Origin of the sequence: Streptomyces sp. NPDC045470 (assembly GCF_040646595.1) — a bacterium.
GTDB lineage: Bacteria > Actinomycetota > Actinomycetes > Streptomycetales > Streptomycetaceae > Streptomyces.
In genome coordinates this window covers 114773-136624 of sequence record NZ_JBEZAN010000006.1, presented here as the reverse complement: position 1 = coordinate 136624, position 21852 = coordinate 114773, and the positions used below count along the sequence as shown (strand labels likewise).

Genomic DNA, 21852 nt, shown 5'->3' with positions numbered 1-21852 from the left:
GCCGACGCCGCCCGCACCTGAGCCTTACGACTTCCACGGAGAGACACCAAGTGAACGCCCCGGACCCGCGTAACGACCGCATAGCCGCCCTGCCCGCACATCTTCAGGAACAGCTGCGCCGCCGTCTCGCGGGCGGCGCCCGCAAGGCGGCGGAGATACCGGCCGTCCCCCGGGACGGCGCGCCGCTGCCCCTCTCCGCCGCCCAGCGCAGACTCTGGCTGCTGGACGAGCTGGAGCCGGGCTCCACGGAGTACAACTCCGCCGCCGGGCTGCGGCTGACCGGCCCGCTCGACATCGCCGCCCTGACCGGTGCGCTCAACGACCTGGTGGCCCGCCACGAGGCGCTGCGCACCACCTTCGACCGGGTGGACGACGACCCCGTGCAGACGGTACGGGCGCCGTACGACGTGCCGCTCCCGCTGATCGACCTGGTGGAGCAGGCCGGCGCGGACGCGGCCCCCGGCCTGCTGGACGCCGTCGCCCGCGCGCAGGTCGACCAGCCCTTCGACCTGCGGACCGGGCCGCTGTTCCGGCCCGCCCTGGTACGGGTGGCACCGGACGAGCACGTCCTGCTGCTGTGCGCCCACCACATCGTCACCGACGGCTGGTCCACCGGCGTCCTCCTCGAAGAGCTGGGGACGCTCTACGCGGCCCGCCGCTCCGGCAGCACCGCCACGCTGCCCGAACCGGCCCTTCAGTACGCGGACTTCGCCTCCTGGCAGCGCAACCGGATGACCCCCGAGTGGCTGGCGGAGCACCTGGGTTACTGGCGTGGACAGCTCGCCGGTCTCACCCCGCTCGACCTGCCCGGCGACCACCCCCGGCCCCCGGTGCGCTCGGGCGCCGGAGCCGTGCACGACTTCAGCCTCCCGGCGGACGTCGCCGCCGGCCTGCGGGAGCTGGCCCGCGCCCAGGACACCACGCTCTACACCGTGCTGGTGGCCGCCTGCCAGGTGCTGTTCGCCCGCTACGCGGGGCAGCGGGACGTCGCCGTGGGCACCGTCACCTCCGGCCGCAACCGGCCCGAACTCACCCGCATGGCCGGCTTCTTCGTGAACACGGTGGTGCTGCGCTCGACCGTGGACGACGACGCCGTGTTCACGGACTTCCTGGCCGGGGTCAAGGACACCGTGCTGGACGCCTTCGCCAACGACGAGGTGCCCTTCGACCGTCTGGTGGAGGCACTGCGCCCGGAGCGCGACCCCAGCCGTACGCCGCTGTTCCAGACGCTGGTGGTGCTCCAGAGCGGCACGGAGCGGCTGCCCGAGCTGCCCGGACTCCAGGTCGCGGCCTACCAGGTCCCCCGTACCTCCGCCAACTTCGACCTGACCGTCGAGTTCCAGGACGCGCGGGGCGGCCGGACGGCGGACGGCGGCCTGACCTGCTCGATCGAGTACGCCACCGACCTCTGGGACGCCGCGGGCATCGACCGGATGGCCGGACACCTGCGGACCCTGCTGGCCGGTGTGGCGCAGGCGCCGCGGCGGCCGGTGCGCGACCTGCCGTGGCTGGACGACGCGGAACACGCCGCGCTGCTGCGGGCCGCCGCCGGGGCGGACTTCACCGTCGGCGCCGCCACCGTCGTCCAGCTCCTGGACGACCAGGCCGCCCGCACCCCGCGCGCGACCGCCCTGGTCAGCGGCTCGGACACGCTCACCTACCGGGAGCTGGACGAGCGCTCCAACCGGGTGGCGCGGGCCCTGATCGCCCGCGACATCGGCCCCGAGCACCTGGTGGCCGTCGCCGCCTCCCCGGGGACCGACCTGGTCGTCACGCTGCTCGGTGTCCTGAAGACCGGCGCCGCCTACGTGCCGGTCGACCCGGCCCACCCGGCGGAGCGCATCGCGTACGTCCTCGACGACGCCGCGCCCAGCCTGGTACTCGCGGACTCCGCCGCGTACGCCGCGCTGCCCGCCGGCACGGCGCGCACGCTCCTGGACGGCGCGGGCGTCCAGGGCCTGGGAGGGGGCCTGGCGTGCGGGCCGGTGCGCGACGACGAACGCACCACCCCGCTCGACCCGGCCCACCCGGCCTACGTCATCTACACCTCCGGCTCCACCGGCCGCCCCAAGGGCGTCGTCATCGAACACCGCTCCTTCGCCGACTACGTCGCCTGGGCCGCCGACGCCTACCCCGGAGCATCCGGCACCGCCGTACTCCACTCCCCCGTCACCTTCGACCTCACCGTCACCGCCCTCTACACCCCACTGATCAGCGGCGGCCGCGTCCTCATCAGCACCCTGGAGGACAGCGAAGAACAGCCGCCGCCGGCCTCGGAGTCCTGCTCGCTGCTCAAGGCCACCCCGTCCCACCTCACCTTGCTGGCGACCACCCCGCGGCCCCTCCAGCCCACCGGTGAACTGGTCATCGGCGGCGAACAGCTCCTGGGCGAGAACCTGGACCGGTGGCGCGAGCTGCACCCGGGCACCACCGTCGTCAACGAGTACGGCCCGACCGAGGCGACCGTCGGCTGCATGGAGTACCGCATCGAGCCGGGCGACGTCCTGGCCCCCGGCGCCGTCCCGATCGGCCGCCCGCGCCCCAACGCGCGGATCCACCTCCTGGACGCGAGCCTGCGGCCGGTGCCCACCGGCGTACCGGGTGAGCTGTACGTGGCCGGAGCCGGACTGGCCCGCGGCTACGTACGACGCCCCGGCCTGACCGCCGAACGCTTCGTCGCCGACCCCTACGGGCCGCCCGGCGCCCGCATGTACCGCACCGGCGACCTCGCCCGCCGCCGCCCGGACGGACAGCTCGAATTCCTCGGCCGCACCGACGACCAGGTCAAGATCCGCGGCTACCGCATCGAACTCGGCGAGATCGAGTCCGCGCTGCACCGGCACCCGCAGGTGGTCCGGGCCGCCGTCACCGTGCGCGAGGACACGGCCGGCCACCCGCGGCTGATCGGCTACGTCGTGCCCGCCGACGGAACCACCCCGGCCCCGCAGGACATCCGGGAGCACACCGCCGTCTCGCTGCCCGAGTACATGGTCCCGGCCGCCGTCGTCGTCCTCGACGCCCTGCCGCTGACCCCCAACGGAAAGCTCGACCACAAGGCGCTGCCCGCCCCCTCGACCGCTGACTCCTCCGAGTACGCCGCGCCGCGCGATGCCGTCGAGGAGATCCTGGCCGAGCTGTGGGCGGACCTGCTGGGGGTGGCACGCGTCGGTGTCCACGACAACTTCTTCGACCTCGGCGGCGACTCCATCCTCAGCATCCAGACCGTCTCCCGGGCCCGCCGGGCCGGACTGCGGCTCACCTCGAAGGACGTCTTCCTGCACCAGACCGTCGCCCGGCTGGCGCAGCACATCGCCTCCGCCGACGGTGCCGCGGCACCCGCCGCGCCCGCGCACGCGCCGGCCGGACCCGCGCCGCTGACCCCCGTCCAGGACTGGTTCTTCGACACCTACCGCGTCGGCCCGGACCGCCTGACCATGTCCCTGTACGTCGCCCTCGACCCGGCCGCCGACACCGCCGCGCTGCGTACCGCCGTCGAGGCGCTGGTGGCCCACCACCCCATGCTGCGGGCCCGGTTCACCCGCGACGGCGACCGCTGGACGCAGGACTGCGCCGCGGCGGAGACCACCGAGGTCTTCCGCAGCGTCGACCTGTCGCAGGTCCCCGGCGCGCGCCGGGAAGCCGCCCGGCAGGAGGCCGCCGACGCGCTGCGCGCAGGACTGAGCCTGGAGAACGGCCCGGTGTTCGGCGCACTCCTCTTCGACGAGGGCGGCACGGCGGGCCGGCAGTTGTTCCTGTCCGCGCACCACATGGCGGTGGACGGCGTGTCCTGGCGCATCCTCCTGGAAGACCTGGAACGGGCCTACGAACAGGCCCGCGCCGGCCGGCCCCTCGACCTCGAACCGGCCGGCACCCCCTTCGGAACCTGGGCAGGCCTCCTGCACGACCACGTACGCGCCGGGCACCTCGACGGCGAACTCGCCCACTGGCGCGACGTGTTCCAGGACGGCGACGGCAGCCTCCCGGTGGACCACGACGGAGCCAACACCGCCGGGTCGGTACGCAGCGTCAGCGCCGCCCTGGACCGCGACCGCACCGACGCGCTGCTGCGCCGGGTGCCCCCGGTCTACCGCACGCGCGTCAACGACCTGCTGCTGAGCGCCGTCGGCACGGTCCTGAACCGCTGGGCGGGCAGCGAGCGGATCGTCCTCGCCATGGAAGGCCACGGCCGCGAGGAGCTGATCGAGGGCACCGACCTGTCCCGTACCGTCGGCTGGTTCACCACCCTGTACCCGGTCGCCGTACGGACCGGCGACGGCGACGGCTGGCGCGAGACGATCACCTCGGTCAAGGAACAGCTGCGCGCGGTGCCCGGCAACGGCCTCGGCTACGACGCGCTGCGCCGGCTCTCGGCGGACGGTGCTCCGGCCCGCTGCCTGCTCCAGGACCCCGCGCCGCAGGTGTCCTTCAACTACCACGGCCGCTTCGACGCGGCCGGCGAGGACGGCGGTCTGGTCCGCGCCCGTCTGGACGGCCTGGCCGACGCGCCGGCCGCCGACGAGCTGCGCCCCCACCTGCTGGACGTGGTCGGCGTGGTGGAGGACGGCACGCTCGGCCTCACCTGGTTCTACTCCTCGGACGTGCACGACGAGCAGACCGTACGGCAGCTGGCGGACGCCCTGGTCACCGCCCTGGAAGAGCTCGTCGACCACTGCCTGGAGCCCGCCTCCGGCGGCTGCACCCCGTCCGACTTCCCGCTCGCGCGCCTGACCCAGGACGAGGTCGACACGCTGGTCGGCGACGGCCGCGGCGTCGAGGACATCTACCCGCTCACCCCCATGCAGCACGGAATGCTCTTCCACCGGCTGATGGACCCCGCCTCCCAGTCGTACTTCAACCAGCTCGCCCTGCTGCTGGAGGGCGTGCACGACCCCGACGCACTGGCCGCCGCCTGGCAACGGGTGGTGGACCGCACCCCCGCGCTGCGCACCGCCATCGTCTGGGAAGGGCTCGCCGAACCCGTACAGGTCGTCCACCGCGAGGTGCGCGTCCCGGTCGGGAGCCACGACTGGCGGGACCGTCCGGAGGCCGAGCAGGACGTCCTTCTGCACGAGCTGCTGGCGGCGGACAGCGCGCTCGGGCTCGACCTCGCCGTGCCCCCGCTGATGCGGCTGACCGTCATCCGTATCACCGACGACACCGTCCGCCTGGTGTGGACATCGAGCCACCTGCTGCTGGACGGCTGGAGCACGGCCGCCGTCTTCTCCGCCGTCGGCGAGGAGTACGCGGCCGCGACCTCGGGACGGACCGTACAGCCGGAAACCTCCCGCCCCTTCGGCGAGTACGTGGCCTGGCTGGCGGAACAGGACGCCGACGCGGCCGAGGCGCACTGGCGCGCCGCCCTCTCCGGTTTCGACGCGCCCACCCCGCTGCCCTACGACCGGCAGCCGGCCGAGGCGCACCGCGCCCAGTCCTCCACCCCGGTGAACTTCGCGCTGTCCACCGGCCTGACCGAAGAGCTGGCCCAGGTGGCCAGGGACCACCGGCTGACCCTGAACACCTTGATCCAGGGCGCGTGGGCGCTGCTGCTGGCCCGCCACAGCGGATCGCGGGACGTCGTGTTCGGCGCGACGGTCTCCGGCCGCCCCGCCGAGCTGCCCGGTGTGGAGTCCATGGTCGGCCTGTTCATCAACACCGTGCCGGTCCGTGCCCGGATGACGCCCCACCAGCCCCTCGCACAGTGGCTGCAAAAGCTCCAGGCCGAGCAGCTGGAGGCCCGGCCCTACGAGTACGCGGGCCTGAACCGGCTCCAGACCTGGAGCGACGTCCCGGCCGGCACCAGCCTCTTCGACAGCATCGTCGTCTTCGAGAACTACCCTCTCCAGGACGGTGGCGCGGCCGTGCACGGCCTGCGCATCCGCGGCGTCGACGCCCTGGACACCAACACCTTCCCGCTCAGCCTCAGCGCCCACCGCGACGACCGGCTCCGCTTCGAGCTGGCCTACGACCCGCAGCTCTTCGACGCCGCCACCGTCACGCGGATGGCCGGACAGCTGGAAGTGCTCCTCACCGAGACGGCCGCCGACCCGGACCGGCCGCTGTCCCGCCTGCCGTGGCTGACCGGACAGCAACGCGCGGAACTGCTGCGCGCGGGCACCGGCACCGTACGCGAGCGCCCCGCCGACCGTCCTGTGCACGAACTGTTCTCCGAGCAGGCTGCGCGCACACCCGACGCGCCGGCCGTCCGCCACCGGGAAGTGACCCTCACCTTCCGCGAACTGGAGGAGCGCGCCAACCACCTCGCCCACCACCTGCGCACCCTGGGCGTCAAGCCCGGCGTCCTGGTCGGCCTGAACGTCGACCGCGGCACCGACATGGCCACCGGCGTCCTCGGCATCCTCAAGGCGGGCGGTGCCTACGTACCGCTGGACCCCGAATACCCGGCCGACCGCCTCGCCCTCATGGCCGAGGACTCCGGCCTCCCGGTCCTGCTCACCCAGTCCGCACGCGCCACCGACTGGCGCGCGGGCGAGCACACGGGCGGCCCCCGCACCGTGTGCCTGGACACGGACCTGCCGCCGGTCGGCAGCTATCCGCCGGCCGCGCCGGAATCCGGGGCCGGCCCCGCCGACCTGGCGTACGTCATCTACACCTCGGGCTCCACCGGCCGCCCCAAGGGCGTCATGGTCGAGCACCGCCAGCTCTGCTACATCCTGGACGCCTGGGAGGACCGCTACCGGCTCTCCGAGCTGCGGCTGAACTTCGTCTCGGTCACCAGCCTGTCCGTCGACCTGTTCTTCGCCGACATGCTGCGGTCGCTGCCCTTCGGCGGCTCCCTGACGATCTGCCCGGCCGACGTCGTCACCGACCCGCCCCGGCTGCTCGAACTCATCGAGCGCACCGGTGGCGACGCCCTGGAACTGGTACCGACCCTGGCCAACGCGCTGGTCTCCGAGGTCGCCCTGCGCGGCACCCGGCTGCCGCGGCTGAAGCTGCTGTCCGTCGGCTCCGAAGGCTGGCGCTCCGACGACTGCCTGCGGCTGCTGGACCACCTCCACCCGGACACCTTGGTCGTCAACGCCTACGGCTCGACCGAGGTGACCATCGACGCCACGGTGCTCACCCCCGCCCCCGACGTGCTCGGCGCCGGCGCGTTCGTCCCCGTCGGCCGCCCGCTGGCCAACACCCGGGTGTACGTCCTCGACGACGACCTGCGCCCGGTGCCCGTGGGCGTCGGCGGTGAACTCTTCGTCGGCGGCGACGGGGTGAGCCGCGGCTACTGGGGCAGGCCGGAGCTGACCGCCCAGCGCTTCGTCGCCGACCCGTTCACCCCCGGCGCCCGGCTGTACCGCACCGGTGACCGGGTGCGCTTCCGCGCGGACGGCAACCTGGAGTTCCTGGGCCGGGCCGACGACCAGGTCAAGATCCGCGGGTTCCGGGTGGAGCTCGGCGAGGTCGAGGCGGCCCTGTCGGCCCTGCCCGCCGTACGCGACGCCGCCGTCACCGTGCACCGCGACCACGGCCGCACCCTGCTGGTCGGCCACGTCGTACCCGCGTCCGGAGCCGGCCAGGTCACCGGCGCCGCACTGCGCGAAGCCCTCCTCGCCGACCTGCCGGACCACATGGTCCCGGCCCGGTTCACGACCCTGGAGGCGCTGCCGTACACCCCCAGCGGCAAGGTGGACCGCAAGGCGCTGCCGGCGCCCGAGGGCCACGCGGACCTGTCCGCCGAGCACGTGGCACCGCGCGACGCCACGGAGGAGCGGATCGCCGCCGTCTGGGCGAGCACACTCGGCCTGGAGCGGGTCGGCGTGCACGACAACTTCTTCGAACTCGGCGGCGACTCGATCCTCAGCATCCAGATCACCTCCCGGCTGCGCGCGGCCTTCGGCACCGGCCTGTCGCCGCGGGCGATGTTCACCACGCCCACCGTCGCCGGGCTGGCCGCCGCCGTCTCCGGCGGCACCGGGCCCGACGCCGCCGACCGGATACCGGTGGCGGACCGCGCCGGCGCGCTGCCGCTCTCCTTCGCCCAGCAGCGTCTGTGGTTCATGGACGCCTACGAGCCCGGCGGGACCGAGTACCTCTCCCCGACCGGCCTGCGGCTGCGCGGGCCGCTGGACACCGAGGCCCTGCGCCGGGCCTTGGCCGACCTCGTCGAGCGGCACGAGTCGCTGCGGACCGTCTTCGACACCGTCGACGGCAAGGGCGTACAGATCATCCGCCCGACCGCGCCGGTACCGCTGCCGCTGACCGACCTCGCCCCGCTGCCCGCGGACGAGCGGGACGCCGCACTCGACCACCTGCTGCGCGAGCAGACGGCGACCCCCTTCGACCTGCGGCGCGGCCCGCTGCTGCGCGCCGTCCTGGTGCGCCTGGGCGAGGACGACCACGTACTGGCCCTGTGTTTGCACCACATCGTCACCGACGGCTGGTCGGCCTCGGTCATCACCCGCGACCTGGAGGCGATGTACCGGGCACGGTTGCGCGGCGACCGCGCCGACCTGCCCGACCTCACCGTGCAGTACGCCGACTTCGCGGCCTGGCAGCGCGCCTCGGACGACTCCGGGGAGAGCGAACGGCAGCTCGCCTACTGGCGGGATCAGCTGGCGGACGTACCGCCGCTGGAACTGCCCACCGACCGCCGCAGGCCCGCGGTGCGCACCACGAACGGCGCGATCCTCGACTTCCGCATCCCCGAGCGGGTCACCGAGCGCTTCAAGGAACTGGCGACCGGCCAGGACGCCACCCTGTTCATGGCGCTCGTCGCCGCCTGCCAGGTTCTTCTCGCCCGCTTCAGCGACCAGGACGACATCGCGGTGGGCACCGTGACCTCGGGCCGTGACCGGGTCGAACTGGAGCCGCTGGTCGGCTTCTTCGTCAACACGCTGGTGGTGCGGTCCCGCATCGACGAACGCGAGAGCTTCACCGACTTCCTCGGCCGGGTGCGCACGACCGTCGTGGACGGGTTCGCCCACCAGGACGTGCCCTTCGAACGGCTCGTGGAGGCACTGGCCCCGGAACGCGACCCCAGCCGCTCGCCGCTCTTCCAGGCGATGGTCGTGCTCCAGAACACCCCGGCCGCGCCCCCGGCCCTGTCGGGGCTGCGCATCGAGGAGTTCGCGCTGCCCGCGACCAGCGCCACCTACGACCTGACGCTCCAGTTCGAGGAGGTGGACGGCGGGCTCGCCGGCGGCCTCCAGTACAACACCGACCTGTTCGACGCCGGCACCGCCCGGCGGATGGCCGACCACCTCCAGGCGCTGATGGCGGCCCTGGCGGAGGCACCGGCCCGGCCGCTGGCGGCCATCGGCTCGCTGCCCGCGGACGAGCGGGACCGGCTCGCGCGGTGGAACGACACCGCACGCCCGCAGCCATCCCTGCTCCGGGCCGACGCGGTCTTCGCCGAGCAGGTGCGCCGCACCCCCGACGCACCCGCCGTGGTCGACGGCGCCGAGGTGCTGACGTACGCGCAGCTCGACGCCCGGGCCAACCAGTTGGCGCACCACCTGACCGAGCGGGGTGTCGGCCCCGACGTCCTGGTGGGGGTCTGCGCCCGCCGCGCCCCGGAGATCGCCGTCGCCGCGCTGGCCGCGGTCAAGGCCGGCGGCGCCTACGTACCGCTGGACCCGGACTACCCGGCCGACCGGCTGACGATGATGTTCGAGCAGACCGCCGCGCCCGTCCTGCTGACCCAGGAGGCGCTGCTCGGCCAGCTCCCGCCGACCGGCGCCGAGATCGTCTGCCTGGACCGGGACCTGCCGGAGGTCTCCCGGCACCCGGTCACCGCGCCGCCCGCCACCGGCGGGCCGGACAACCTCGCGTACGTCGTCTACACCTCGGGCTCCACCGGCCGGCCCAAGGGCGTGATGATCGCCCACCGGTCGCTGTGCCACCTGGTGGACGACTTCGTCGACCGCTTCCGGATGGGCCCCGGCGACCGGCTGCTGCAACACCTGTCGTTCAGCTTCGACGGCGGCGTGTCGGACATCTTCGTCACCCTGCTGTCCGGGGCCGCCCTCTGCCTGACCCAGTCGGAGGAGGCGGGCGACCTGGCCGACGAGATCCGCGGGCAACGCGCGACGGTGCTGATGACGCCGCCCGCGCTGCTGTCCGCCCTCGACCCGGCCACCCTGCCCGACCTGCGGGCGGTGGGCGCCGCCGGCGACACCTGCCCGGTCGAGCTGGCCGAAGCCTGGTCCGCGCGCGGCGACTTCTTCAACATCTACGGGCCCAGCGAGACGACCCTGGTCGCCACCCTCTTCCAGGGCAGCGACCGCGGCGGCGCCGAGAGCCTGCCCATCGGCGGACCGATGGCGGGCGTGCAACTGCACGTACTGGACCGCCTGCTGCGGCCGGTGCCCCTCGGCTGCCCCGGTGAGCTGTACATCGCCGGCACCGGCCTGGGCCGGGGCTACCTCGCCCGCCCCGACCTGACCGCGGAGCGCTTCGTCGCCTCGCCGTTCGGCGCCCCGGGCGAGCGGCTCTACCGGACCGGCGACGTGGTACGCCGGCGGCCGGACGGCACCCTGGAGTTCGTCCGCCGCGACGACAACCTGGTCAAGATCCGCGGCTTCCGCATCGAACTCGCCGAGGTCGAGGCCGCGCTGCTGAGCCACCCGCGGGTCGCGGAGGCGGCGGTGACCGCCACCGCCTCGGAGAACGGCCACAAGCGACTGGTGGCGTACGCGGTGCCCCGTACGGACGGCGGCGCGCCGCTGGACGCGACGGAGCTGCGCTCCCACCTCGCCGCCGCCCTGCCCGCCTACATGGTCCCGGCCGCGTACACGGTGCTCGACGCGCTGCCGCTGAGCCCCAACGGCAAGGTGGACCGCACGGCGCTGCCCGCGCCGGACTTCCAGGCGGCCGGCGAGCAGCGCTACGTGGAGCCCGCCACCGAGGTGGAGCGGGTCCTCGCCGGGATCTGGGCCGACGTGCTCGGCCTGGAACGGGTGGGCGCCACCGACCGGTTCTTCGACATCGGCGGCGACTCCATCCTGAGCATCCAGGCCGTCTCCCGGGCCCGGGAGGCCGGCCTGCGCATGAGCGCCAAGGACCTCTTCCTGCACCAGTCCGTCGCCGAACTGGCCACCGTGGTGGTCCTGGACGAGGACGGCGCGCAACCGGCGGGCGACGCCGGGCCGGTCGTCGGCCCGGTGCCGCTCACCCCCTCCCAGCACTGGTTCTTCGACACCCGCGTGCACCCGCACCACTTCAACCAGTCGACGCTGCTGGAACTCGTCGCGGACGTGGACGAGCAGGCGCTGGCCGCCGCGCTCGCCGCGCTGCCCGAGCACCACGACGCGCTGCGGATGCGCTACACCCGCGACACGGCGGGCTGGCACCAGGAGACCGCGCCCCCGGAGCCGGTCCCGGAGCACGAACTCCTCGCCCGCCGGGACCTGTCCGGCGTCGCCCCCGACGATCAGCCGCAGGCCGTCGAACGCGTCGCGGTCGAGGTGCAGGAGAGCTTCGACCTGGCCCACGGCCCCCTGATCAAGGGCGTCCTGTTCACCGGCGCGCCGGGCACCCGCGGCCGGCTGTTCCTCACCGTGCACCACCTCGTCGTCGACGCGGTCTCCTGGCGCATCCTGCTGGACGACCTGGAGCGCGGCTACCGGCAGGCGGTCCGTGGCGAGCCCATCGCGCTGGGCGCCCGCACCACGTCCTTCCAGGAGTGGTCGCGGCGGCTGAACGAGCACACCGCCGACGGCGGCTTCGACCACGAGGCGGAGCACTGGAGCGAGGTGCTGCGCGCCGCCGAACCGCTGCCCGTCGACGGCCCCGGACCCAACTCCGCCGACACCGCGGCGACCGCCACCACCTCGGTGGGCGAGGCGGAGACCGCCCTGCTGCTGCGGTCGGCCCCCACCGTGTTCCGCACCCGCATCGGCGAGGTGCTGCTCGGCGCGCTCGCGCAGGCGCTGGCCGGCTGGACGGGCCGGGAACGCGTCGTCATCGACGTGGAGAGCCACGGCCGGGAGGAGGTGTTCGACGGGGTCGACCTCTCCCGTACGGTCGGCTGGTTCACCAGCGTCCACCCGGTGGCGCTCACCGTCCCGGCGGACCGCGCCACACCCGGCGACGGGCCCGACTGGCCGCGGCTGATGAAGTCGGTCCGCCGCGACCTGCGCGCGGTCCGGGACAACGGCCTGGCGTACGGCGCGCTGCGCCACCTCGCTCCCGAGGGCTCGCCGGGCGCCGCGCTCGGCGCGCTCAAGGAGGCCGAGACCGTCTTCAACTACCTCGGCCAGTACGAGAGCACGTCGGCGGCGGCCGCCGCGGGCGGGCCGCGCGGCCCCGTCCACACCCAGCACGGCGCGATCGGCCAGGACCAGAGCCCGGCCGAGCAGGCCACCCACCTCCTGGAGGTGGTGGGCAGCGCCGTCGACGGGCGGCTGGAATTCACCTGGCACTTCTCCACCAATGTCTTCGACCCGGGCACGGTGCAGAAGCTGGCCCAGTCCTTCGAGGACGCGCTGCGCGGTGTCGCCGGACACTGCGCGGCCGTCACGGCCCGGAAGCGGAGCGACCGCTAGATGACCACGACCCCCTCGCCGCAGCTCCTGCCGGACCGGCAGGAGCCGCCCCGCAGGTCCAAGCCCCTGTGGCGCAACCGCGACTACAACATCCTGTGGGTCAGCCGCTCGCTGACCGAGGTCGGCTTCAACGCCTCCACCATGGCCTTCCCGCTGCTGGTGCTGGCGGTGACCGGGTCCCCCGGCACCGCGGGCCTGGTGCAGGGCGTCAACGCCGCAGCCCAACTGGCCGCCGGGCTGCCGGCCGGCACGCTGGTGGACCGGTGGAACCGCAAGGCGGTGATGCTGGCCTGCGAAGCCGTCCGTACGGTGGCGCTGGTCTGGCTCGTCTGGATGATCTGGACCGACACGGTGGCGGTCTGGCACATGGCCGCGGTCGCCGCCGTGCTCGGCGTGTGCAGCGCCCTGTTCGACCCCGCGGAGGAGGCGTCGCTGCCGCACGTGGTGCCACCGGACCAGTTGGCGACCGCGGTCTCGATGAACCATGCCCGCAACTCGATCGGCAACCTCGTCGGCACCTCGCTCAGCGGCGCGCTGTTCGGGGTGAAGCGGGTCCTGCCGTTCGTGGCGGACGCGCTGACCCATGTCGTGTCGTTCTGCCTGCTGCTCTTCGTCCGGCTGCCGAAGCCGGCCCGCCGGGAGGAGGGGGCGCCGCCCGCGAACTTCCGGCGGGAGACGCTGGAGGGCCTGAAGTGGGTGTGGGGCCACCGGCTGATCCGGGTGACCGCGCTGTGCGCGATCGCGGTGAACTTCCTGTTCCAGGTCCTGTACCTGGTCATCATCGTGGTGGCCCAGCAGGGCGGCGTGCCCGCGGCGCAGATCGGCGTGATGGCCGCCATGTTCGGCGCGGGCGGCCTGCTCGGCGCGCTGGTCGCGCCCCGCCTGTACGCACGGTGCGGGCCGCGGGTGTCGGTGGCCCTGACGTTCTGGGTGATGGCGGCCCTGGCCCCGGTCACCCTGGTCACCGGCAACGGCATCGTCATGGGCCTGGTGCTGGCGGGCATCGCCTTCCTCGCGCCGACCGCCAACACGGCGATCAGCACCTACCAACTGCTGACCACCCCGGACCGGCTGCGCGGCCGGCTGAGCGGCGTCATCGGACTGGTCGCGGGCGTCTCGGCGGCGCTCGGACCCATGATCGGCGGTCTGCTGATGGAGGTCGCGGGCGCCCGCTGGGCGATCCTGCTGTCCACGCTCGGTATCGCCGTACTGGCGGTCACCGTCACACTCAACCCGACGCTGCGCAGCTTCGCCGCGCCCGACGCCGCGCAGCCCGCCGAGGACGCTCCCGGCCCCCGCTGACCCGGAAGCCGTACGAGGGCGGGCCCCGCCGGCTGTCTGCCGGCGGGGCCCGCCCTCGTCCTGTCCGTCTCGGTCCGGCACCGGTCCGGGCCGCGCCCGGCGGCGGCCGGACCGGCACCTACTCCGCCCGGTCCACCCGGACACTGCCGTTCTGGCTCTTCAGCTCCAGTTTGCGGTCACTGCCCTTGGTGTCCGGCACCGCCGAGTGGCTCTGGCCGTTGGTCGCCTTCGCCGTCACCCGGTACGTCTCGCCGCCCTTCGGGAGGGTGACGTTCACGTTGCCGTTGCCGGCCGACGCGGTGACCGCCCGCGGTGCCGCCGCGAACGTGGCCTTCACCCGCCCGTTGGTCGTCGTCGCGGAGAACTCCCCGGACGTGAGGTCCGTCGCCGTGACATTGCCGCCGGAGACGGTCATCCCCAGCTTCCCGGAGATCTTCTCCACCTCCGCCGAGGCATCCTTGACGTGCAGTTCCAGCGGCTGCCCGAGCCCTGTGGCGCTGACCGGCCCGGCGGTGCTGGTGACCCCGACGGCCGCGCCCTTCGGCACGGACACCGTGTACGCCGCCTCGCAGGACAGGGAGATGCCGTGGCAGTCCGTCCGCAGGGTCAGCGTCGATCCCTCCAGTGACCACTCGGAATTGTCCGCGTCCCCGGCCTTGCCCTTCAGCGTCCGCTGCACGCGGACCGTCCCGTCACTGTCACCGGCTTTCAGCCGCACCGATGAATTGGCGGCCCTGATGGAGAGCTTCTTGCCCGAATACGCGAAGTCCCGTTTCTCGGTCTTACTTTCCTCGCTCGTCGTCATACCGCACGAACTCACCGCGAGGGACACGGCTACGGCCCCCAGCACAGCGGTCATCTGGCGCGCGCGATTCAACTTCGTTCCCCCCTGGCAGGTGGTGATTCCACCCGCCGTCGCGACGTGGGAATCCGGTCATGTCACCGCCGGGGCTCGGACCTGCGGTCCGAGCCCCGGCAGGACTACTCTATGGGCACCCGCCCCCGATTTTCCCGATGTGACCGAAAAGCATGAAGCCAGCGACAATTTCGGGACTTTCATGGTGCACGGGCCGCCTTTTCCTCCTTCGAGGCAACCCTTGCGCCCTTTTTCGCGTTGTTCGGCTACCGGCCCACCGAGTCCCGCGGCGCGGTTACGCGCCCGGCCGGCGGTCCGCTACGCCCGGCCGGCGGTCTTCTGCGTCTTGCGGGAGACGGAGTCGATGACGACGGCCGCCAGCAGGACGGCTCCGGTGATCATGAACTGGACGGCCGAGGCGATGCCCAGCAGCGCCATGCCGGAGGCGATGGACTGGATGACCAGGACGCCCAGCAGGGCCGACCAGGTCTTGCCGCGGCCGCCGAACAGGCTCGTACCGCCGATGACGGCGGCGGCGATCGCGTTCATCAGGAGGCTGCCCGCGCCCGAGGACTGGTTCGCGGCATTGATCTGGGAGGCCAGGAACATACCGCCGACGGCGGCCATCGTGCCGGCCAGCGAGAAGACCGAGATCCGGATGAACGCCACGTTGATGCCCGCGCGGCGGGCCGCCTCGACGCTGCCGCCGAGGGCGAAGATCTGGCGCCCGTACCGGGTGCGCCGCAGCACGAAGTCGAGGACGACCACGACGCCGAGGAAGATGACGACCGCGAGCGGCAGGCCCTTGTACTGGTTCAGCAGCCACGCCACCAGGTAGGCGGGGACGGCGAGGACCACCGTACGCAGCACGGTCTCGCTCAGCGGCCTGCTCGGGACGCCCGCGGCCTCGCGACGGCGCGACTCCAGGAGGGAGAGGCCGAGGAAGGCGAGGACGGCGACCGTCGCCAGGCCGTACGCGGCGGCCACGTCGGTGAAGTAGTAGTTGGTCAGCTTCGCGACGAGGCCGCTGTCGTCCAGGTTGATGGTGCCGTTGGAGCCGAGCACCTGGAGCATCAGGCCGTTCCAGCCGAGCAGCCCGGCGAGGGTGACGACGAAGGCGGGCACGCCGATGCGGGCGAAGAAGAAGCCGTGCAGGGCGCCGGCCACGGTGCCGGTGAGGACGGCGAGGAGCAGGGCGAGCCCTTCGGGCATGCCGTTGTTGATGGTGAGGACGGCGAAGACCGCGGCGGCCAGGCCGCTGACCGAGCCGACGGACAGGTCGATCTCGCCGAGGATCAGCACGAAGACGATGCCGACCGCGATCAGCCCGGTGCCGGCCGCCGTCACGAACAGGTTCGAGAGGTTCTCGGCGCCGAGGAAGGCCGCGTCCTGGAGCTGGAAGACGATGCCGATGACGACGAGACCGACGACGACCGGCAGCGAACCCAGCTCCCCGCTGCGCGTCTTGCGCCGGAACTCGTCGAGGTAGCCCTTGAAGCCCTGCTGGCGTACGAGCAGCCGCGGGTCCACGGCGGTGACGGCACCCTCGGCCGCGGGCGCCGCGTCGACCGGCTCGTCGCCGGCCCTGGAGAGGTTGGTGGTCACTTCTTGGCCTCCGCGGTGCGGGCCTTGCGCCGGGTCACGGCATTGTCCGTGGCGCCGGTGATGGCGGAGATGATCTCTTCCTGACTGGTGCTGCGGACGTCGAACGTGCCGTTGTTCCGGCCCAGCCGCAGCACCGCGACCCGGTCGGCGACGGCCTTGACGTCGGCCATGTTGTGGCTGATGAGGATGGTGCCGAGACCGCGTTCGCGCAGCCGTTCCACGAGGTCGAGGACCTGGGCGGTCTGTTCCACGCCCAGCGCCGCGGTGGGCTCGTCGAGGATGACGACCTTGGGCTCGCCGAGCAGCGAGCGGGCGATGGCGACGGTCTGCCGCTGGCCGCCCGAGAGCGAGGCGATGGGGATGCGGACGCTCGGGATGCGGATGGCGAGGGTGGCGAGCAGCTCGCGGGCGCGGCGTTCCATCTCGACCTCGTCCAGCACCCCGGCGCGCACGATCTCGCGGCCGAGGAAGAGGTTGCCGACGACGTCGAGGTTGTCGCAGAGCGCGAGGTCCTGGTAGACGGTCGCGATGCCCAGTTCCTGGGCGGTGTGCGGCCGGTCGACGGTGACCGGCCGGCCCTCCCACTCGATGACGCCGTCGTCGGCGGGTCCGACACCGGCGATCGCCTTGACGAGGGTGGACTTGCCGGCGCCGTTGTCGCCGACCAGGGCGACGACCTCGCCGGGGTGGATCTCCAGTTCGACATCGGTGAGCGCCTGTACGGCACCGAACCGCTTGGAGACCCCGCGCAACGCCAGCACGGGCGTAGCGGACACGTGAATCATCTCCTTCGCCGCCTGACCGGCGGGGATGCGCCGTCCGGCCCACGCGCCGGCCTGCGGGCGGCGGGGCCGGGCGGACGGCAGGCTTACTTCAGGCCGGCCTGGGCGCAGGCGGACCGGAACTTGGCGGTGCAGATCTCGGCCTTGGTGAAGAAGCCCTCCTGGCCGACATACTTCGCGATATCAGCCTTGGTGAGCGCGAAGGGCGTCACGATGACGGCCGGCACCTTCTTCTCGGTGGCGCTGTCGACGGTGGTCTTGGCGATCGAGTCCAGCTTCTTGCCCTGGGCGAGCGCGACGGCCATCGAGGCGGCGGCGTCGGCCTCCGGCTTGTACGGCTTGTAGACGCTCATGAACTGCTCGTCGCCGAGGATGCGCTGGACCGCGGAGAGTTCGGCGTCCTGGCCGGTGACCGGCGGCAGCTTGGTGAATCCGGCGCTCTTGAGGGCGGTGATGATGCCGCCCGCCATGCCGTCGTTGGCGGAGTAGACGCCGATGATCCTGTCCTTGCCGAGCGAGGAGATGGCGCCCTTCATGTTCTCGTTGGCGTTCTCCGGCTTCCACTCCTTGGTGTCGTACTCCTTGCCGATCTTGACCTTCCCGTCGAGCACGGAGTGCGCGCCGTCCTTGTACATCTTGGCGTTCGGGTCGGTGATCGACCCGTTCATCATGACGATCTCGCCCTGGTCGACCTTGTCGCCCAGCTCCTTCAGCAGCGACTCGCCCTGGATCCGGCCGACCCGCTCGTTGTCCACGGAGGTGTACGCCTTGATCGGGCCCTCGGCCAGCCGGTCGTAGGCGACGACGGGGATGCCCTTGTCGTTCGCCTTCTTGACCGAGGCGGCGATGGACTTGGCGTCCACGGCGTCCAGGATCAGCGCGTCGACCTTCTTGGTGATCATCGTGTCGACCTGCTGCTGCTGGACGGCGGGGTCCTGCTTGGCGTTGTCGTAGAGGATCTCGGTGTCCTTGCCCGCCAGCTCGCGGATCTTCTTCTCGATCAGCGGCTTGTCGAACCGCTCGTACCGCGCGGTCTGGTTCTCGGGCAGCAGGAGGCCGATGGTCAGCGGCCCCTTCTTGTCCTTCTTGGCGTCCGAGTCGCCGCCGGCCTCCTTGGCGGAGCCGCAGGCGGCGAGTCCGACGGCCATCGAGACGGCGGCCGCGGCCACGGCAGCACGACGCAGGTGCGAGTTCACGGTGAAACCTCCCTGACGAGGCCGCGTCGTTGCGGCCGAGGTGGCTGGAAGTCAACTCGGCCGCTAGCAGACCGTCAAGGAGTAAATACTTAACGAGATGACAACGGTGCCATGCGTTAGCTGTGTGAACTCAGCGTGCCCCGTATACGGCAGCGTGCCCCGTATACGTCAGGCAATGGCAGAGGTACCGGTGCCGTCGCCGGGCCGGCCGGCGGCGACGCCGGGCACACCGGGGGCCGGCCGCCCGCCCGGCTGCGCGGTCCCCTCGGCGGACAGCGTGCCGTCCAGCAGCGTCGAGTCGCCCATCTCGCTCAGCACCAGAGCCAGCGCGCCGAGCACCTCGGCCCGGCCGCCGAGCGTCCCCGGCACGATCCCCAACTGCCGCGCCGCGCTGGGAATCGCGTACCGCGACACCGACTCCCTTATCGGCCCGAGCACCAGCTCCCCGGCCTCCGCGAGGTCGCCGCCGAGCACCACCCGGCTCGGGTTGAGCAGATTGCACAGATTGGCCACCCCGCTGCCGATGTGCCGCCCCACGTCCCCGATCACCCGGCGGCAGCCCGGGTCGCCCTCCCGGGCCAGCCGGACCACCTCCGCCATGGTCAGGTCGGGGCCGTGACTGGGCTGGAGCAGCGGGAGCACGTACCGGGCGGCGGTGAAGGTCTCCAGGCAGCCGCGGTTGCCGCAGCGGCAGACCGGCCCGGACTCGTCCAGCGTGATGTGCCCGATCTCGCCCGCGGTGCCGCCCGGCCCCCGGTAGATCTGCCCGCTGATGACCAGGCCCGCGCCGACGCCGCTGGCGACCTTGATGTACGCCAGGTCGGCGGCGCCGCGCCCGCTGCCCCAGACCAGTTCGCCGAGCGCGCCGAGGTTGGCGTCGTTGTCGACGTACACGCCGACGCCCAGCCGGCCGGACAGCTCCTCGCCCGGGTTCGTACCGCTCCAGCCCGGCAGGATGGCGGTCGAGCCGAGCGTGCCGGACTCCACGTCGATGGGGCCCGGGACGCCGAGGCCGACGCCGATGACCTTGCCCGGGCCGACGCCGGTCGCTTCGACCAGCCGGTTGACCAGGCGCTCGGCCCGGTCGAAGCCCTCCGCGGCGGAGGCGTCCACGTCGATCGGCTCGGTCTCCTCGGCGAGCACCTGATGGGCGAGGTTGCCGACCGCGACCCGCAGGTGCGAGTGGCCGAAGTCGACGCCCACGACGATCCCGGCGTCGCCGGAGAGCGAGACGCTGCGGGCCCGGCGGCCGCCGGCCGAGGTCGGGGTGACGTCGACGGTCCCGGCGTCCTTCAGTTCCCGAACGATGTTGGAGACGGTGGCCGCCGACAGGCCCGTGCTCCGGGCGATCTCCGCCTGGGTGAGCGAACCCGCCATGCGCACCGCGCGTACGACCCGCTCCAGATTGGCCCGGTGCAGCGAGGACTGCGAACCCGGAGTCTCCATCGACTCATCCACTCCCGCCTGTAGCGCCCGGCACGACGACCGGCCGCCGGCCGGGCCACGTCGACGAGACCCGGCTTGTCTCCAACATGTGAATCTAAGCTGACGTGCCCGGGTCCGGTTCCGTCAAGTCCTCGACCGGGTGCGCCGGGCCTGTGGCCGAATCCGGCCGTCCCCGGAGACCACGACGGCCCCCGGGCCCGCGGGACGGCGGGGCGGGGGCCGCCGCGCCGTACGGGTGCACGGCGCGCCGGTGCGCGGCTCGCACCGGCTCGCGCACCGGCTCACGGAGCTACTTCAGGGCGCCCGCCGTCAGACCCGCCACCACCTGCCGCTGGAAGATGATGTACGCGCCGAGCACCGGCAGCATGGCGATGGTCAGGCCGGCGAACAGACCGGACCAGTCGCCCTTGTACCCCTGGCTGACCGCCAGCGCGACCAGGCCCTGGGTGAGCACCTTCTTGTCCGGGTCGCCGACGTTCAGCACCGTCGGCAGCAGGTACTGGTTCCACTGCCCCAGGAAGTTGAAGATGCCGACGCTGATCAGGCCCGGCTTGGCCATCGGCAGCATGACCTGGAAGAACGTCCGCGTGTGGGACGCGCCGTCGATCAGCGCGGCCTCCGCCACCGATGACGGCAGTGTCTTGAAGAACCCGCTGAGGAAGAAGACGGTGAACGGCAGGGAGTACGCGACGTAGACCAGGATCAGGCCGTGGTAGGTGTCCAGCAGGGCCATGTTCTTCATGACGAAGAACAGCGGGACCAGCGCGAGGATGACCGGGAAGCCCATCCCGCCCACGAAAAGGAAGTAGATGAAGCGGTTGCCCGGGAAGTCGAACCGGGCCAGCACGTACGCCGCCATCGCCCCCAGCAGCATGGTCCCGATCAGCGAACCGCCCACCACGATCAGCGAGTTGAAGAAGTACTGGCCCATGTTGGCCTTGTCCCAGGCGCGCGACCAGTTGTCGAAGTGCAGCGCCGACGGCAGCCCCCAGGGCGAGCCGAAGATCTCCCCGTCGTCCTTGAAGGAGCTGACCACCGCCCACAGCAGCGGCATGGTCACCAGCAGGCCCCAGATGACCAGGACGCCGTGCGAGAAGACGTTCAGGACCCGGCCCCCGCCACCCTCGCCGTTGCCCCTTTCGCCGCTCCGGCCCGTCGCGGCCGGGGTCTTGGTCTGCACGCTCATCAGAACTCCAGTCGCTCACGCCGGCCCAGCCGCATGACGATGGCCGAGAAGATCAGGGTCACTATCAGCAGGGCGACGCCGATCGAGGTGGCGTAACCGGCCTGACCGTCGCGGAAGGTCTTCTGGTAGACGTACAGCGGCAGCACCTCGGTGGAATAGTCCGGGCCGCCGGGCCCGACGCTCATGATCTGCACGAAGGCGAAGGCCGACACGTCCAGGGCCAGGATGCCCATGTAGATCCAACCGGTCTGCACCGTGTCCCAGAGCAGCGGCAGGGTGATTCTGAAGAACGTGTTGATCCGGTTGGCGCCGTCCAGCAGCGCGGCCTCGTAGAAGTCCTTCGGTATGGAACTCATGCCGGCCGAGAAGAGTACGACGTAGAAGCCGACGTTGGCCCAGATCATCGCGCCCATGATGCACCAGAGCGCGAGCTGCGGGTCGCCCAGCCAGTTGGGCTGCACGTCGTCCAGCCCGACGGCCTGGAAGAAGGCGTTCAGCGCGCCGCTCTCCGGGTTGTAGGCGAACTGGAAGAGCAGGGCGACGATCGGGACCGACAGCACCTGCGGGAAGAAATAGAGAATCTTGTACGTGCCGGATCCGCGTACGCCGCCGATGACCGCCTTCTTCCTGCGGCGGCCACCGACGTTGAGCATGAAGGCGAAGAAGAGCCCGAGCGAGAGCGTCACCACCGGCAGCAGCAGCAACAGCGCCACGCTGTTTCCCACCGAGGCCCAGAAGACGCTGTCCTTGAAGAGGCGCGTGTAGTTGTCGAACCCGACCATTTTCATGTCCGAGCTGAGGCCGGTCCAGTCCGTGAAGGAGTAGTAGATCGCCTGCACGAACGGCGATATCACGAAGATCGCGTATATCGCCAGGGGGAGGACCAAGAACCCGGCTATGAAGCGGTATTTACCGTGCTGCATGACTACCGATCCCGTTCTTTCCCCGCGACTGCCGTAAAGGCCACCGCTGGTGACGCGTG

General features: G+C 72.2%; 9 protein-coding genes. 2 read left to right on the top strand and 7 right to left on the bottom strand.

The window, feature by feature from the left end; genetic code table 11:
• The first annotated feature begins 50 nt into the window (after positions 1-50).
• Positions 51-12497, top strand: a complete 12447-nt coding sequence (locus AB0A97_RS19780; protein WP_361151368.1) for an amino acid adenylation domain-containing protein — start codon at positions 51-53, stop codon at positions 12495-12497.
• Complete coding sequence (locus AB0A97_RS19775; protein ID WP_361151365.1) at positions 12498-13799, top strand: MFS transporter; 1302 nt, start codon at positions 12498-12500, stop codon at positions 13797-13799.
• 118 nt (positions 13800-13917) lie between these two features.
• On the opposite strand, the gene AB0A97_RS19770 is transcribed toward AB0A97_RS19775, so the two are convergent.
• From AB0A97_RS19770 to AB0A97_RS19740, 7 genes are all read right to left on the bottom strand, one after another.
• Positions 13918-14604: a DUF4097 family beta strand repeat-containing protein gene (locus AB0A97_RS19770; RefSeq protein WP_361151362.1), complete on the bottom strand. Its 687-nt coding sequence runs from the start codon at positions 14602-14604 to the stop codon at positions 13918-13920.
• Positions 14605-14973: 369 nt separating this feature from the next.
• Positions 14974-16260, bottom strand: coding sequence for a sugar ABC transporter permease (locus AB0A97_RS19765; RefSeq protein WP_361151360.1), 1287 nt, complete (start codon positions 16258-16260; stop codon positions 14974-14976).
• Positions 16257-17045, bottom strand: coding sequence for an ATP-binding cassette domain-containing protein (locus AB0A97_RS19760; protein ID WP_030020765.1), 789 nt, complete (start codon positions 17043-17045; stop codon positions 16257-16259). The genes AB0A97_RS19765 and AB0A97_RS19760 overlap by 4 nt, the downstream gene beginning before the upstream one ends.
• Positions 17046-17128: 83 nt before the next feature.
• Positions 17129-18238, bottom strand: coding sequence for a substrate-binding domain-containing protein (locus AB0A97_RS19755; protein ID WP_361151357.1), 1110 nt, complete (start codon positions 18236-18238; stop codon positions 17129-17131).
• Between the two features lie 168 nt (positions 18239-18406).
• On the bottom strand, positions 18407-19684 hold the full coding sequence (locus AB0A97_RS19750; protein ID WP_361151355.1) for an ROK family transcriptional regulator: 1278 nt from the start codon (positions 19682-19684) through the stop codon (positions 18407-18409).
• A gap of 289 nt (positions 19685-19973) precedes the next feature.
• The gene (locus AB0A97_RS19745; protein WP_361151354.1) at positions 19974-20870 is read right to left on the bottom strand and encodes a carbohydrate ABC transporter permease; all 897 of its coding nucleotides are present in this window, start codon (positions 20868-20870) and stop codon (positions 19974-19976) included.
• Positions 20870-21793, bottom strand: a complete 924-nt coding sequence (locus AB0A97_RS19740; protein ID WP_361151351.1) for a sugar ABC transporter permease — start codon at positions 21791-21793, stop codon at positions 20870-20872. The genes AB0A97_RS19745 and AB0A97_RS19740 overlap by 1 nt, the downstream gene beginning before the upstream one ends.
• Positions 21794-21852: the final 59 nt, after the last annotated feature.